The sequence below is a fragment of the Bradyrhizobium sp. LA6.8 genome (assembly GCF_040547935.1).
Lineage (GTDB): Bacteria > Pseudomonadota > Alphaproteobacteria > Rhizobiales > Xanthobacteraceae > Bradyrhizobium > Bradyrhizobium barranii.
In genome coordinates this window covers 172,386-186,604 of sequence record NZ_JBEPQQ010000006.1, presented here as the reverse complement: position 1 = coordinate 186,604, position 14,219 = coordinate 172,386, and the positions used below count along the sequence as shown (strand labels likewise).

The 14,219-nt window shown below is 59.2% G+C and carries 13 protein-coding genes; 5 read left to right on the top strand and 8 right to left on the bottom strand.

The annotated features are described in order from the left end of the window. Positions 1-56: 56 nt before the first annotated feature. The 3 genes from ABIA90_RS27330 to thiD form a co-directional block, all read right to left on the bottom strand. Positions 57-1,130: a glycosyltransferase family 4 protein gene (locus tag ABIA90_RS27330; RefSeq protein WP_354120703.1), complete on the bottom strand. Its 1,074-nt coding sequence runs from the start codon at positions 1,128-1,130 to the stop codon at positions 57-59. After that, entirely contained in the window at positions 1,130-1,942 is an 813-nt protein-coding gene (locus ABIA90_RS27325) for a UDP-2,3-diacylglucosamine diphosphatase (RefSeq protein ID WP_028153339.1), read from the bottom strand. Before ABIA90_RS27325 ends, ABIA90_RS27330 begins: the two co-directional genes overlap by 1 nt. Positions 1,943-2,157: 215 nt before the next feature. Next, positions 2,158-2,958 (bottom strand): bifunctional hydroxymethylpyrimidine kinase/phosphomethylpyrimidine kinase, encoded by an 801-nt coding sequence (gene thiD, locus ABIA90_RS27320; protein ID WP_354120704.1) that lies wholly within the window; start codon positions 2,956-2,958, stop codon positions 2,158-2,160. A 128-nt stretch (positions 2,959-3,086) separates the two neighbouring features. On the opposite strand from thiD, the gene ABIA90_RS27315 reads away from it, so the two are divergent. From ABIA90_RS27315 to ABIA90_RS27305, 3 genes are all read left to right on the top strand, one after another. Then, positions 3,087-3,332: an Lrp/AsnC ligand binding domain-containing protein gene (locus tag ABIA90_RS27315; RefSeq protein ID WP_014493934.1), complete on the top strand. Its 246-nt coding sequence runs from the start codon at positions 3,087-3,089 to the stop codon at positions 3,330-3,332. A 378-nt stretch (positions 3,333-3,710) separates the two neighbouring features. Further along, positions 3,711-4,745, top strand: a complete 1,035-nt coding sequence (gene ypfJ, locus ABIA90_RS27310; protein WP_354120705.1) for a KPN_02809 family neutral zinc metallopeptidase — start codon at positions 3,711-3,713, stop codon at positions 4,743-4,745. Between the two features lie 148 nt (positions 4,746-4,893). Further along, positions 4,894-6,459 (top strand): alpha/beta hydrolase, encoded by a 1,566-nt coding sequence (locus ABIA90_RS27305; RefSeq protein ID WP_354120706.1) that lies wholly within the window; start codon positions 4,894-4,896, stop codon positions 6,457-6,459. 204 nt (positions 6,460-6,663) lie between these two features. Here the strand turns inward: ABIA90_RS27305 and ABIA90_RS27300 are convergent, their stop codons facing one another. Together ABIA90_RS27300 and ABIA90_RS27295 are read right to left on the bottom strand one after the other, a co-directional pair. Continuing rightward, entirely contained in the window at positions 6,664-7,110 is a 447-nt protein-coding gene (locus ABIA90_RS27300; RefSeq protein ID WP_354120707.1) for an SgcJ/EcaC family oxidoreductase, read from the bottom strand. 245 nt (positions 7,111-7,355) lie between these two features. After that, positions 7,356-8,285, bottom strand: coding sequence for a c-type cytochrome (locus ABIA90_RS27295; RefSeq protein ID WP_038944560.1), 930 nt, complete (start codon positions 8,283-8,285; stop codon positions 7,356-7,358). Between the two features lie 154 nt (positions 8,286-8,439). On the opposite strand from ABIA90_RS27295, the gene ABIA90_RS27290 reads away from it, so the two are divergent. Next, a complete protein-coding gene (locus ABIA90_RS27290) occupies positions 8,440-8,856 on the top strand; it encodes a CHRD domain-containing protein (RefSeq protein WP_014493929.1) in 417 nt (138 codons plus the stop codon). Positions 8,857-8,945: 89 nt separating this feature from the next. Here the strand turns inward: ABIA90_RS27290 and ABIA90_RS27285 are convergent, their stop codons facing one another. After that, positions 8,946-10,514 carry a winged helix-turn-helix domain-containing tetratricopeptide repeat protein gene (locus tag ABIA90_RS27285; RefSeq protein ID WP_354121732.1) on the bottom strand — a complete coding sequence of 523 codons (1,569 nt, stop codon included), beginning with the start codon at positions 10,512-10,514 and terminating at the stop codon, positions 8,946-8,948. Positions 10,515-10,684: 170 nt separating this feature from the next. Here ABIA90_RS27285 and ABIA90_RS27280 point away from each other — a divergent pair, with 170 nt between their 5' ends. Beyond that, complete coding sequence (locus tag ABIA90_RS27280; protein WP_085405857.1) at positions 10,685-10,936, top strand: DUF1127 domain-containing protein; 252 nt, start codon at positions 10,685-10,687, stop codon at positions 10,934-10,936. A gap of 117 nt (positions 10,937-11,053) precedes the next feature. Here the strand turns inward: ABIA90_RS27280 and ABIA90_RS27275 are convergent, their stop codons facing one another. Together ABIA90_RS27275 and ABIA90_RS27270 are read right to left on the bottom strand one after the other, a co-directional pair. Continuing rightward, positions 11,054-11,365 carry a hypothetical protein gene (locus ABIA90_RS27275; RefSeq protein WP_354121733.1) on the bottom strand — a complete coding sequence of 104 codons (312 nt, stop codon included), beginning with the start codon at positions 11,363-11,365 and terminating at the stop codon, positions 11,054-11,056. 25 nt (positions 11,366-11,390) lie between these two features. Further along, on the bottom strand, positions 11,391-13,907 hold the full coding sequence (locus tag ABIA90_RS27270; RefSeq protein WP_354121734.1) for a CHAT domain-containing protein: 2,517 nt from the start codon (positions 13,905-13,907) through the stop codon (positions 11,391-11,393). Positions 13,908-14,219: the final 312 nt, after the last annotated feature.

Sequence of the window (14,219 nt, the reverse complement as noted above, 5' to 3'; positions counted from 1 at the left end):
TTATCGCGCCGGACGAGGCGCGGGGCAAGACACCTGCGCGCGATGAACCTTGGTTTTCAGGCTACGAAACTAACCGGCTCCGCCCCATTCCTGCCTGGAAGCACCGCGCCAACCGCCTTGATGCTGTCCACAAATGCCCTCGCCGAGGCCTCCCAGGTGTAATTGGCGGCGAATTCGACGCAGTCCTGCCGGGACACGTCGAGCGCCGCGAAGCAGGCGTTGCGCAGATCGTGATCGAGGGCGCCGACCGGTGCATCGCCGATCACGTCGCGGGGGCCCTTCACCGGGAAGGCCGCAACCGGCAGGCCGCTGGCGAGCGCTTCCAGCAGGACCAGGCCGAACGTGTCGGTCTTGCTGGGGAACACGAACACGTCGGCCGCAGCATAGATTGCCGCCAGCGCCTCGCCGTGCTTCTCGCCCAGGAAGATCGCATCCGGATAGGCTTCTTCCAGCGCGACCCGCGCCGGGCCGTCGCCGACGATCACCTTGGTGCCGGGCAGATCGAGATCGAGAAACGCCTCGAGATTCTTCTCTACCGCCACCCGGCCGACCGAGAGAAACACCGGCGCCGGGAAGCAGAGATCGACGGCGCGGGGGTGGAACAGGCTGGTGTCGACGCCGCGCGGCCACAGCACGACATTGTCGAAACCACGTTCGCCAAGCTCGCGGGCGAGCGCAGGCGTTGCCGCCATCACGGCGCGGCTGGGCGCGTGAAATCGGCGCAGCGCCCGCCAGATCAGGGATTCCGGAACCGGCACGCGGGCGCGGACATATTCGGGAAAGCGGGTGTGGAAGCTGGACGTGAACGGCAGCTTGCGCTGGCGGCAGTAGCGGCGGACCATCAGGCCGATTGGCCCCTCCGTCGCGATGTGGATGCTGTCAGGGCGCGCCTCTTCGATCAGCTTCGCGATTCGCGCCGGGCGCGGCATGGCGAGCCGCACGTCGCGATAGCTCGGCATTGCGAAGGTGCGGAACGATTGCGGCGTCAGGAACGTGAACTCGACGCCAAGACCTTCAACGCTAAGACCTTCAACGCTAAGCCCCTTGGCGGCGTCTGCGAGCTTGGTCAGCGTCCGAACCACACCGTTGACTTGCGGGTGCCAGGCGTCGGTCGCGACCAGGATGCGCATCAAGCGGCCCTTGCTGCGACCTGCGGGACTTGTGCCGGCTTCCGCGCCTGATCCGCCCAGGTGATGATCTCGAAATGACCATCGTCATGCTCGACCAGCGCCGTGCAGCTCTCGACCCAGTCGCCGCAATTCATGTAGCGGATGCCGCCCTCGTCGCGGATCACGGCATAGTGGATGTGGCCGCAGATCACGCCGTCGGCGTCGTGACGCCGCGCCTCGGCGGCGAGCGCCTGCTCGAACGCGCCGATATAGTTGACGGCGTTCTTGACCTTCTGCTTGGCCCATTGCGACAGTGACCAATACGGCACTTTGAACATGCGCCGGAAGAAGTTGACGAAGCGATTCATTTGGATCGCGAAGTCATAGGCCTTGTCGCCGAGATGGGCGAGCCAGCGCGCGTTCTGCACCACGAGGTCGAAGATGTCGCCGTGGATGACGAGATAGCGCTTGCCGTCCACGCCGGTGTGGACGGTGTTCTCGACCACGTCGATGCCGCCGAAATGCGTGCCGTAATAGTTGCGCAGGAACTCGTCGTGATTGCCGGGAATGTAGATGACCTTGGCGCCCTTGCGCGCCTTGCGCAGCAGCTTCTGGACCAGGTCGTTATGCGATTGCGGCCAGTGCCAGCTCGATTTCAGCGCCCAGCCGTCGACGATGTCTCCGACGAGATAGATCGTGTCGGCATCGTGGTATCGCAGGAAGTCGAGCAGCAGGTCGGCTTGAGAACCGCGGGCTCCGAGATGAACGTCGGAGATGAACAACGTGCGAAAGCGCCTTTCAGGGCTCTCGTCACTCACATCGTAACTTCCCATGCGACAGCCTGTAACAATATCCCGTGACAGGGGGATGACCAATGAACCTTTGAGGCACCCTCGGATACGAATCAAACCTCGCCTCGCCCGTCCCGCGAATATCAGTCGCATGCGACAATCAGGCGACATGACGCCGCAACGGCCTCCGCAAGACCCCGGAACCGATGGCTGATCAGGTTAACGGCAGCGGTCCCGCGCGCCGCTGGCGGCCCGGATCAGTAAAATTTGTGGAAATGATGGATCGGCCCGTGGCCGTGGCCGACGCTGAAGCGGTCGGCGGCCGCGATCGCTGCGCTGATCCAGGCCTTGGCGCTCCGCACGGCCCGCTCGAGATCCTCGCCCCGGGCAAGCCCCGCCGCGACGGCCGAGGACAGCGAGCACCCCGTGCCGTGGGTGTTGCGGGTGGCGACGCGCGGCGCCGCAAGCGCGATCGTGTTCTCGGCCTCGACGAGATAGTCGATGCTTTCGGCGCCCTCGCCGTGCCCGCCCTTGATCAGGACCGCGCGGCAGCCCAGCGCCAGCAGCCGGCGTCCCTGGCTCTCGATCTCGGCCTCGCGTGTCGCGACGGGCTCGTCGAGCAGAGCCGCGGCCTCGGGCAGATTAGGCGTGATCACCGACGCCAGCGGCATCAGTTTCTTGCGCAGGGCTTCCACCGCCTCCGCGGCGAGCAGGCGATCGCCGGAGGTTGCGACCATCACGGGATCGAGCACGATATGCTCGGGCTTCCAGCGCGACAGCGCCGCTGCAATCGCATCGATGCTGGCGGCCTGCGCCACCATGCCGATCTTCACCGCACCAACCTCGAGATCGGAAAACACGGCATCGATCTGCGCGGTGACGAAGTCGGCGGGCACCGCGTGGATGCCGGTGACGCCGCGCGTGTTCTGCGCGGTCAGGGCCGTGATCGCGGAGGCGCCATAGACGCCGAGCGCGGCAAAGGTCTTCAGGTCGGCCTGGATGCCGGCGCCGCCGCTCGAATCGGAGCCGGCGATGGTGAGCGCCACGGGCGTCGTCATGGGGCGATTTTCCGCGTTTTTGAGACCATCGCCCGTCCTAGCGCGCACCCCGGTGGCCCGCAAGTTCGCTTGCTAAATCCGGCCGATTTTGGCCTATTATCCGCCAGATAAGCTTCGGAGTGACTGCAATGGTTCCTTTTTTCGTCCAGATCAAATGCAAGCTCGGCCAGTCCTACACGGTCGCCAACGCGCTTGCCGAAGCCGAGATCGCCTCCGAGATCTACTCCACGGCCGGCCATTACGATTTGCTGGTGAAGTTCTACGTCGACAAGGACACCGACATCGGCCACTTCATCAACGAGAAGGTGCAGGTGCTGCCGGGCATCCAAGACACCCTGACCATCATCACCTTCAAGGCGTTTGGCGCGAGCTAGGGTGTGCACTCACAGAGGGCCGGATGGGAAGTCCGCTTCCGAGACAGCGCAGCGGACCAATTGTGCTCAAAGTGAGTTCTTCGGATTTTGACCATCGCGCACATCATCCAGCGCTCGACACCCTCTCGCGCTGGCAAGGCCCAACGCGCTTCATCGATGACGGCCGCGTCGACATCGCGCCAATGTCCGGTCAAAAAACGGATAGTCTCCAAGTGGTTGGGGCCTTTGCATCGTAGCCCACGCGCTTAGGTCCGCGGAGGAACAATTCGGCGGCCCGATCGCTTGCACCTATGCCGCGCGCAAAGTGTGAAATATTTCATTGAACATACAACCCTGGAATGCTCTTTTCGCACGGATCGTGAGCGCCGGGGGCCGGCAATGCCCAAAGGACCGCTTGTTTCGATAGCAGTGGCTGTCTGGGTGCTTTGCACAGGCGGCTTAGCCTGGGCGGTTCGCCCAGCAGCGATAGACCCCGCTGCCATCCTCCGTAACCAAGTCGACAAGATTGGTCCGGGTTCAGTTGTCTTTAATCCTCCGACGGAAATGACGGTCGGCTATCAGGAGCCAATAACCGTCCGGCCGCACCAACGTCATGGCGTGGCTCAAACTGAACAGATCGAGGTTGGCAGCTTCATGCGGGCCCGCCTATTCGGTGAAGGATTCACGGCAACAACGAGTAGCGATGACGCGCAAGCCGAGCGGCTTTATGCTGAGCTTCCAGCGAAGTCGGGCGACCAGACCGGTGCACCGCGCGACAAGATGTATCTCTTCGTTTCGCGAGTTCTGGGCAGCACGGAGGAGGTCTGGCAGGCAATCTTCGCATCCGATCGCCTAACTTATCGGCCACCCCGTCTCGTCCTGTACACAAGCGCCACCTACGCAGCCTGCGGATTAGCCGAGAAAATCATGGGACCATTCTATTGTCCTGATGATCAGAAAGTCTACCTCGACCTTTCGTTCTTCCAAGAGATGCAGACTGAACTTCACGCCTGCGATTCGAGCGGTGCCGACTGTCAACTTCCTCAGGCCTATGTGATAGCCCACGAAATCGGACACCACGTTCAGAACTTGCTGGGAATTATGCCAAAAGTGCGCGAGCTTCAAGGGAGCTTGGAAACGGAGGCGGAGAGAAACCGGTTACAAGTTCTTCTCGAGTTGCAGGCCGATTGTCTCGCCGGCATTTGGGCGCATAAAATTAAAGAGAAAGCGAAGATCAACGCGAGCGACATAGCAGCGGCAATTCGAACGACAGAAGCACTGGGCAATGACACCCTGCAGAAAAGTGCCTTGGGGTACGTAGTGCCTGACTCGTTCACTCATGGCAGCGCCGCGCAGCGCCATCATTGGTTCGATGTCGGTTACGCAACTGGATTGGTGAAGAGCTGCAACACCTTTGCTGGAGCGCGGCAATGAGGCCCGACCTTCCCAACTCTCAACAGCCGAAGTCCGACGACGACTGCATACTACCGAGCGGGGCCGCCGGGGAGCCCCACTGGACGAAGAGAAACTCCGCGACGAACGCCTGCTCGGTCCCTTGCATTTTCATTTTGAGGGGAGTGCCGTGCCCCAGCATTGGTTAAAATACTTGGCTGTTTGGTCAATTGCTTTCGCAACGAGCTTCGGGAGCAGCTACGCGCAACCGATCGTCGCCGAGCGAGACGTCCTTCAGATCTGCGAAGCGTTTTCGCGGAAGGCCCCAGAGCGAATGCCGGCAATTGTTCAGCCGGAAGCTGCCAAAAATTTCGTTGGGAGATACGCTCGCTTTTCGGACCGGCTACGAGGCTGCCTATCGGCATCGGAGCGCGAGCGCGAGCCAAATAGCGTGACTTTTTTGATTCAGAACACACAGTACGAGAGTTACTGGAAGTTCCTCACTGATTCCGACTCAGTTCAATGGATTTCTATCGAGAGGTTTAGGCCCGTCACGCTGGCAGATGATGAGCCATGGCGCGCGCCTTTTGATGTGACAGCAGCCCCGATCAGGCCAACGATTAAACCCGGCGGCACCAAAATAGACCCGGATATCCAAGGCGGCGCGATTCAAGACTCCAGAATCGACACACGTATCGTTGAGTTTTTCTATGCAACGAACCGCAAACAGTCGGACACTCCCCCCGATGTCGAAGGCCATCCCCAGCCCGCACTCACAAGCGATGGACCTCCTGTCTACAGCTTGAACGGCTGGACTGCTGTCAGCGGCTACACAGGCGAGCGCAACCCTGATCTGAGTGTCGGGGTCGTTCGCGTCCGGGTGCCTGAAGGACACCACATCGGAAACATAGAATTGCCCCCGAGCCTTAAGCTCTTCGGATTTGAGTTGAGAAGAGACACACTTGACCCAACGAAGCATTTTACTATTCGCAGCATCGAGAAAACAGACGAAGCGAAATGGATAAAAACGCTAGCGTCAACGAAGAAGAAAAAGGCTCTCGTGTTTGTCCATGGCTTCAATACCAAATTCCGCGACGCCGTCTTCCGGGCAGCGCAGATAACTTGGGATCTTCAGTTCAGAGGCACCACAATCTTATTCTCATGGCCGTCTCGCGGGGATATCGCGGACTATCTCTATGACAAAGAAAGCGCGTTGGCTTCGCGCACGGCCTTTCTTCGCGTGATCGACGATCTTTACAAAGCCGGATATGACAACATCGATGTGATAGCTCACAGTATGGGGAACTTGATCGCAGTTGAGGCCCTATCAAATAGCGCCGCGACACGATCACCCACGGCTATCGCGCAGTTGATCATGGTCGCCCCCGATGTGGACCGAGACATGTTTGTTCAAGACATTTCCGGCGTTGCAAAGGTCACTAAGGGGCTTACACTTTACGCATCCAAGAACGACAAGGCCTTGCAGCTATCGAAGCGTATTGCCGGAGGTATCCCGCGCGCGGGAGATGTACCTGATGCCGGGCCAGTTGTTTTGCCTGGACTTTGGACGATTGATGTCAGTCTAATTGGAGATGAACTGTTCGGACTAAATCATAACACGTTTGCCACAACACGAAATGTGCTTAACGATCTTGCGATACTACTTATGGAAGGCAAGCCTCCACCACGGCTAATTGAAATCCGGGGCTTCCCTGAGCCTCCCCAAAAAGCCGCGTACTTCCGCTACATACCCTAGACTAGGGCGCGTTTTCATAAATCGCGACGCGTAGATCAGTCCCCTTCGATGTCCGCTATGGCTCGGCAGCGGCGCAAAGGCGGATTCACTTATGGTCCGAGTTGGGGCCATTAGCTGACATCGGTCCGAACCGCGGCCGAACCCGTTACGGGCCATGAGCACACGCTTGCTATCGTTGCAGGATGTCTCCCAAAATTCCGATAGCTACTGACGTGCGGCCGACAGCGGTGACGAATGGTGGTGCGCGATCATCCATCGACCGTCGCGCTTCACAAGCATGAAAGTAAAGCGTGATGGCCGGGGTGTATCGTTCTCTGCAGTTCGAGCAAAATTGTAAAATCCGATTCCCAAGACGGATGTCTCGCTGAGAACGAGCGTTCGTCTCTCGACAATCGAGTTCTTGCGACCGCTTCCCGGCAATTCCTGAAAATACTTCCGTATCCCCTCTGTTCCTTCGGAAATTACTGGGCTTGTGGTTCCAAGCAGAACCGCGTCGGGGGCGTATAGACCTACGAGCGCGTCGCGGTCGTTTGCACTATACGTCGCTGACCATTGATCGATCACAGCGTTGGCCTCTTCTGCGGGCCCCGCAAACGCAACCGTTCCAGAAGCACCAAACATGAAACAAAACGCCAGCGCCAGAAATTTCATCATAGCCTCCAGGTTTCATCGAGTTCTGTAACATACTTGAACAACGTTCGCCTTGCACCACAGGTATGGAAGGTCAGTAGCGGTCGTAAACCGTTGCCCTGTCCGACGACAGCTTTGGGTCGTCAGATTCGGAAGTGCGTTGGCGTTTGAAATTGGTCAGCCTGTTCTCCAATAGCGGACATGAATACGGCACTCGGCGGCTGCGGCCTAATGGGGCGATATTTATCGCCTTAGGAATACACGCCCTAGCTGGCTTCCTTGCGTTTCGGCCGCGGCGGCCCGTCCACCGGCGGCAGCGATTTGATGTAATCCGCCATCGCCGCGAGATCCTCGTCCGGCAATTGCGAGGTGTTCTTGATCACGCGCGTCATCGCGCCGCCGACACTGTCGCCGTCGGGCAATTCGCCGGTCTTGAGGAAATAGGCAATATCCTTCGCGCTCCACTCGCCGAGACGCTTCTGTGTGATGTTGGGCACCCAGCCCTCGCCTTCCGGATTGGGGCCGCCGGCAAAGCGTTCTCCGGAGATGATGCCGCCAAGCGCATTGCGCGGGCTGTGGCATTCGGCGCAATGGCCGAAACTGTTGACGAGATAGGCGCCGCGATTCCATTGCGGCGACTTCGTGCCGTCGGCGACGAAGGGCTTTCCGTCCATAAACAGGAATTTCCAGATGCCGATGTTGCGCCGGATGTCGAACGGAAAGCGCACGTCGTGGTCACGCACCTTACCTGCAACGGGCGGCAGCGTTTTCAGATAGGCGAAGAGGTCGAGCACGTCCTCGCGCCTGGCGTGCTGATAGGACGTGTAGGGAAACGCCGGGAAATAATGCTGTCCGTCCGGCGAGACCCCGTGCATGACCGCGTTGACGAAATCGGCGTCGGTCCATTTGCCGATGCCGTAGGTCGGATCGGAGGAGATGTTCGGCGCGTAGAACGTTCCGAACGGCGACTTGATCGCGACGCCGCCGCCGAGCCTGGTGCGATCGGGCTGGTCGGGGACGGCATGGCAGGACGCGCATCCGCCGGCGTTGAACATCACCTCGCCATTGGCGAGATTGGGGACATGGGCAGGCGCGGCGGCGGCACCGGCCGCCACCACCGGCGCGCTGAGCCACCAATAGACGCCCGCAGCAGCGACCGCGGCAAGCAGCGCCACGACAATTGTTCGTTGCAACATGCAGATCCATTCATTGCTTGCCGCGAACTTATGACCGATGTCCACGCGGCTCCAGCCACGAAGAATTTAGCCCGCCCCGGCCGGATTCGGGAATAAACTGAAACGGCCAATGTTGGAAGGTTGGCAGGGCCAACGAGGCCTCAGGGAGAATGTCATGAACAAGACCGTCATCGCCATGGTCGCGCTGGGCGCCGCAGCTTTTGCAGCCCCCGCCGGCGCCGAAAAGCTGAAAGCAACGCTCGACGGCAAGTCCGAGGTACCCGCGACCACCACCAGCGGCACCGGAACCGCCGATCTGGACTATGATGCCGCCAGCAAGAAGCTGTCCTGGAAGGTCACCTATTCCGGTCTGTCCGGCCCGGCAACGGCCGCCCACTTCCACGGGCCGGCCGAGGCCGGCAAGAACGCCGGCGTCGCGGTCGCGATTCCGAATGCAACCTCCAGCCCGGTCGAGGGCTCGGCGACGCTGACCGATGCGCAGGCCGCCGATCTGCTCGCCGGCAAGCTCTACGTCAACATCCACACCGCGGCCAATCCGGGCGGCGAGATCCGCGGCCAGGTGACGAAGTAACCTCAAGGCTGCTTCGTACGCGAAGGCCGGGCGCCGGAGGGAGCGTCCGGCCTTTTCGATTCCGCACGCCGCGAGGTGGCCGCGCACGCTCATTCCGGCATGCCGGCAACCCGGAGCGCTTGCGTCAGCTTTTCGACATCGTCCCGTCGGCGGTATCGCCGTGTGTACGCATCGATACGCTTATTGGGACATAGTTGCATCGCACGGTCGCAAATCCGCCGGGCTTCCCCAACCCGGTCTGACGCCGCATGGCATGCCGCCAGAATGAATTGCGCAGGCGGAAAGATCGGTATCAGCCTGATGGCGGCTGCCGCGCAAGCCAAGGCGTCATCATGACGGTCAGCAAGAAAATGAGCGTAAGCCAAGCCCGTCTGGGCATTGGCGCCCCCGTGCGGATGAAGCGGGTTCAAACGCAATGCGGTGTTGAATTGCTCGATTGCGGCGTCACCACGACCAAGCCAGAGTTGGCTCCAACCGTTCCAATGTCGTGCGATGACGAGGTTTGGGTCCAGCTTTATCGCGCGCACGAGAAGAGCATCGCCTTCCTCGACCTCGCCTGCCACCTGGGAGAGCGCGTGTCCGGCCATCGCAAGCACCGACGGATCATTCGGGTCAAGCTCGACCGCCCGCCTCGCCAGCCGCGCGGCTTCACTGTGTTCATGGGCTTCATCAGTGATCCAGTCGAAAACATTCCTCAGGACATAGCAACGGGCGCCGAGCGCGTATGCACGCGCGAATTCGGGATCGATCTCGCGGGCAGTTTTTGCGAGCTCTATAGCCTCGATGCTTGCTTCCTCGGTGAATTTGAAGAAGGAGGCAAATGCCCGAAGATAATAGTCGTAAGCCTGAAGGTTGTCGGTCGGCTGGCGTTGGGCGCGCTCGATTTCGGCGCGCTCCAGTCGCGGGGAGATTGCGCCGATGACGCTGCTCGTCAGCCGATCCTGCAGGTCGAAAAGATCTTCGATCTCGCTGTCAAACCGGTCCGTCCAGAGATTCAGGCCGGTCGTCGCGTCGATCAACTGACCGGCGATTCGGACTCGATTGCCGGCCTTGCGCACACTGCCTTCGAGCACGTAGCGAACGCCCAGCTCATGACCGATCTGTTTGACGTCGATCGCCCTGCCCTTGTAGGCCAGAGTCGAATGTCGCGCGATGACGAAAAGAGACTTCGAACGCGACAGTCCCGAAATGATGTCCTCGACCATACCGTCGGCAAAATAGTCCTGCTCCGGATCCGGGCACAGGTTGGCGAATGGAAGGACCGCGATCGAGGGTTTGTCGGGAAGCGAGAGCGCTGGTTTCGGCGTCTCGGCTCCGCCGTCGGCGGCCGCTGCGCCCTCGGCGGCAAGCGTTTCCCGGACCTGACCCACGAAGCGGAAGCCTCTGCGTGGCAGTGTTCTTATCAGCCGCTGCTCTTCGCCAGAATCCCCGATCGCGCATCGCGCACTGTTGAGGCGGGTCGTCAGCGCAGCATCGGACACGCAGCGCCCCTGCCAAATGGCATCGATGAGTTCATCCTTGCCTACGACGCGCTCCCGGTTGCGGATCAGGTAATCGAGGAGATCGAACACCAGTGGCGTAACTGAGATCCGATCCGCTCCGCGATGCAGCTCTCGCCGACCGGCGTCGAATGCATACTCCTCAAAGAGATAGCGCACGGTGCGAATCCCTTGGGTGAGCCCTCCGGGGCGACCGGGGTGGGCTTTTGGGCCCGCTGGACGTCGCAAGAATAAGCTGCCGGTAGGAAAAATGTAAGCTGTCGGTCAAGCACGCGCGTCGGTCTTCGGGCACCTTCTCGGTGTGAAAAACACCCTCCGAAGGCACTGCAATGACCCTGATCCAAGGTACAATGTGGCCGGAACGGGCGTCCATATCGTCCCGGCATGTCCGCAGCCTGATCCGGAAGTACTGGGATGTCTTTCAGGCACGTCGCGATCGCCAGCGATTGCGCGGCACCTTGTCCGGCTTGAGTGACCGGGAGTTGATGGACATCGGCACGACGCGCGGCGAGATCGACTACGTTGCCTCCAGCCGCGATATCGACCCGCGAGACATCGTGAGCCATTCGCGCGGAGCGTAAGTCCGGAGCCATTCGGCCTGCCAGGGGATACCAGCCTGACCGAAAGCTGCGCAACGCTCGCCGACGCGCAGGCCGCTGATCTGCTCTCTGAAAAGAGCTGCGCGATCAGCTAACTTCCTAGGGCGCACCCACGAATTGCTTGATCGCCTCCTCTGACGCATCAAGTAAATCCAGCACATCCCCCACCTCGTTCTTGACCTCGATCTTCGTCGTCTCATTGCGCGCCTTCCATTTATTCTTGAGTTCAATCAGCGCTGACAGCAATTTGACGGCCGCAGTGGCAGTCACGAGAATTGAGACGATGTCGAGCATGCGAACCGTCGGCACACGCTCCGTGGTGACGGTTTCCGGCAATGCGCTCTGGGCAGACTGCACAATTCGCTCATCTTGGGTATGTAGAACGAGTTCGATTTCTTTCACTTCGGTCATAGCACTCCTCCCTGTATTGCCCTTTTCAAAGTCCCAGGTAGCTGAAAGCACACCAGTTTTCCAAAGGATCCGACAGGCTTCGTCGGTTTCTAACTTCATGGAATGCACCGGAGGGATCGAGCGGACTTTTCTTAAAGGCGGCGTAGAGCTCGGACATGAACGCCCTTGAAAAATCGTCGTAAACCGGCCAGCGGCTTCCGATCACCGCACCAGCTCCAGCTCTGAGAAAGCCTCCACTTAGTCCAATAAGGTCGTTGCCTACATCACTGGAAGCTACCCCAGATGAACATGCCGATAAGGTAATCAACGGGTTCGTCTCCAGCTTGAGCCCTCGCAGATCTTCAGCCGTGATCCGCATCGCGTCGTTATCGCTATCGGCAAGCAAGTGTAGCGCAGATTGCGCAGGTGCGAGTTCATCAAATGTCGCGTGACATGCGAAGTGGATGAAATCATAGCCTCGGGTCAATTCAGCCAGCACATCGCGCTTGTTGAGCCCTGTCCCCTCTATCACGGTGGCGTTCTTCCCCCAGGCATTCCTGATCGCGCCGATCTCGCTCCTAACGTTTGGAAGGTCGGTGCCCAAATAACCAATTGCAAGAAGCTTTCCGGTGCCGGAAATCTGCCGCGCGGCAATGTCGCAAGCCACCGAGAGAGAGGGCACAAATCGGGTCCGCAAATCAGCAGAGGCGAGATAACCGGAACCGTTCGGTCTTTCCAGGACATCTAAGGGGATTCCATAAAGTGGACCAGGGGCCGTGACGATCAGGTCCTTAAGTCCGAAGCTCATCAATTCGTCGCGAAGCGGACCGAGCACGTACTGATTCATCTCCCTGAAGAATTTCGAAAGCCTCCTTTCTCGGAAGGCGCTTGGCTCCCCCCAAGCCAGGCGATATTTCTTCAGGATGTCAATAATGTATTTCCTGTCACCCGTAATTTGCTGCTCGATCAACCGAAGACGACGCCAAAATCGCCCTGGAGCATCCGCCACGCACGTGATTTTTCCTTCGTATATGTCGAGTGTGACGTAGGACGCCTGAGGGTACGAGGAACGCAACCGTTTCAATTGCTGGTTCACCTTAGGCAGCTTGAGCGTTGACGGACGATAAAGGCCGAGCAGGTGCTCGATCGACCGTTCGATGGCCTGCCCTGAACGGGTCGCCTTTTCGGCGGCCGACATTGTGTTTGCATGTATAGTTGCCGCTCGCAGCGCTTCGGTCGCACGCAAAGCATCCTCCGCCCGCTGCTCTTTTCCATAGAGCCAGGCCAGGCACGAAAGGACCGGAACATATTCTCTGACGCGCGCATAAAGTAGAGCTTCATCCAGCATGCGACCGGCATCGGACAACACAAGCGCTGAGGCCTTTTCAAGCTCGCGAATAGCTGCGCCAACTCTTCCGTTCTTAGCATAATATGCGCCCAACATGTATCTTGGCAGATGCTGCTCTGGCCAGAGCCGCACATCAGGCTGCGCCAGTCCCGCCTCCAGATCATCGATAGCCGTTTGGGTTTCTTCTGCGGTCGCCTGGGGCAGCTCCCAGATTGCATTTGCACGGGAGACTCGCACATTGACGGCGAAGCGAGAGCCATCGGGAAAAAAGGCGAGCGCCCGGCTATAATGCACAATCGACGCGCGCAGGTCAGCTTCGCTACGCTCGAGTCCCGCGGCCAACAAGTCGCCAAGAAGATGATGAACTCGTCCCAGCTCCCTTGAGCGCGTTTCCAAATCCACCTGGCGCGCGTATCCAGCCAAGGCTCGATTTGCCGCCTCAATGCCAAGCTCTCGTATCTTCGTCCGATTGTCGAGCAGTTCCACAACCTCGTCTGGGTACTTTGCAATCAAGCTATAGACGGCCATCGCGACGTTGTGTTCGACCGGAGCTTTCATCTCGTCCTCTGGAGCGAGCTCAATCGCGGATTCAAAACATCGAACGGCTCTAAGCCCTGCCTCCAGAACAAAAGTGCGCCGAAAGTAGTCTCGATACAGATTTCCCCTTACGTTCTCCAGGAAGAAGAGCGATCTCCGATCGTCGTGATAACTGGTGTCGGCGAGGCGCTCGATGAAACGAGCCCCAACGAGCATGTACTGCACGCCGTCCGGCAGTATTTGCACTGACTGTAGTTCTTCGAGCACCCTCTTCAAATCTGCCGACGCGTCTTCGCCCATCCTCTCACCAGTAAGAAGATCGCAGAACACCTTTGGAAACGACGGATGAAATCCTCGTCGAAACGCGAAGACGTTCTGTGACAAGCAACGACTGCAACGTACCAAGCCGAACTCGATACTCTTGTATTCGTCGGCGAAACCGCAATCATTGCAGATTGCTTCGATCAGCACGGCATGTACGACTGTCTCAAGCACCTTTTCCTTCGAACACCCCGGACAACGCAACTCCATGCTGGTGTCTTCGGAAATGAACGCCGGATCGCATCGGCTCTCAAATTGGCACTGCGAACATCGAACATAGATTTGGCCATCCCAGCTTAGCCGTCCCAATTCGCTGGCCAAAGAAGCTGGGAGTTGCCAGGAAATATGGATTTGCATCGCAATTGCCCAATCTCATGAAGCGGTACGAATATACGCAACTTTAGGATGCAAGAAAACTCCTGATGAGGCGGAGAGCGGTGCTTTTTGATTATTACGATGGCTGCCTGTCGTCCCTCACCGCTCGATTGTAACCTGACAGCCTCGGACGCCTTTACGAGGACGGACGGACCAGACGATACCCATCGATCGCTCTGAAAGCCCAATTGCAACAGCAGCTGCTTGCTTCATTTGGCGCCGCACAATTTCCAACGAACCTGCCATGGCAATCATCTCTAGGTGCCCGACGCCGAATCCGTCATAGCTCCCTGA

Excerpts from the sequence above, each read along its gene's own strand:
- ABIA90_RS27330 (WP_354120703.1), bottom strand. The coding sequence starts at position 1,130 with ATGCGCATCCTGGTCGCGACCGACGCCTGGCACCCGCAAGTCAACGGT.
- ABIA90_RS27325 (WP_028153339.1), bottom strand. The coding sequence starts at position 1,942 with ATGGGAAGTTACGATGTGAGTGACGAGAGCCCTGAAAGGCGCTTTCGC.
- thiD (WP_354120704.1), bottom strand. The coding sequence starts at position 2,958 with ATGACGACGCCCGTGGCGCTCACCATCGCCGGCTCCGATTCGAGCGGC.
- ABIA90_RS27315 (WP_014493934.1), top strand. The coding sequence starts at position 3,087 with ATGGTTCCTTTTTTCGTCCAGATCAAATGCAAGCTCGGCCAGTCCTAC.
- ypfJ (WP_354120705.1), top strand. The coding sequence starts at position 3,711 with ATGCCCAAAGGACCGCTTGTTTCGATAGCAGTGGCTGTCTGGGTGCTT.
- ABIA90_RS27300 (WP_354120707.1), bottom strand. The coding sequence starts at position 7,110 with ATGAAATTTCTGGCGCTGGCGTTTTGTTTCATGTTTGGTGCTTCTGGA.
- ABIA90_RS27295 (WP_038944560.1), bottom strand. The coding sequence starts at position 8,285 with ATGTTGCAACGAACAATTGTCGTGGCGCTGCTTGCCGCGGTCGCTGCT.
- ABIA90_RS27290 (WP_014493929.1), top strand. The coding sequence starts at position 8,440 with ATGAACAAGACCGTCATCGCCATGGTCGCGCTGGGCGCCGCAGCTTTT.
- ABIA90_RS27280 (WP_085405857.1), top strand. The coding sequence starts at position 10,685 with ATGACCCTGATCCAAGGTACAATGTGGCCGGAACGGGCGTCCATATCG.
- ABIA90_RS27275 (WP_354121733.1), bottom strand. The coding sequence starts at position 11,365 with ATGACCGAAGTGAAAGAAATCGAACTCGTTCTACATACCCAAGATGAG.
- ABIA90_RS27270 (WP_354121734.1), bottom strand. The coding sequence starts at position 13,907 with ATGCAAATCCATATTTCCTGGCAACTCCCAGCTTCTTTGGCCAGCGAA.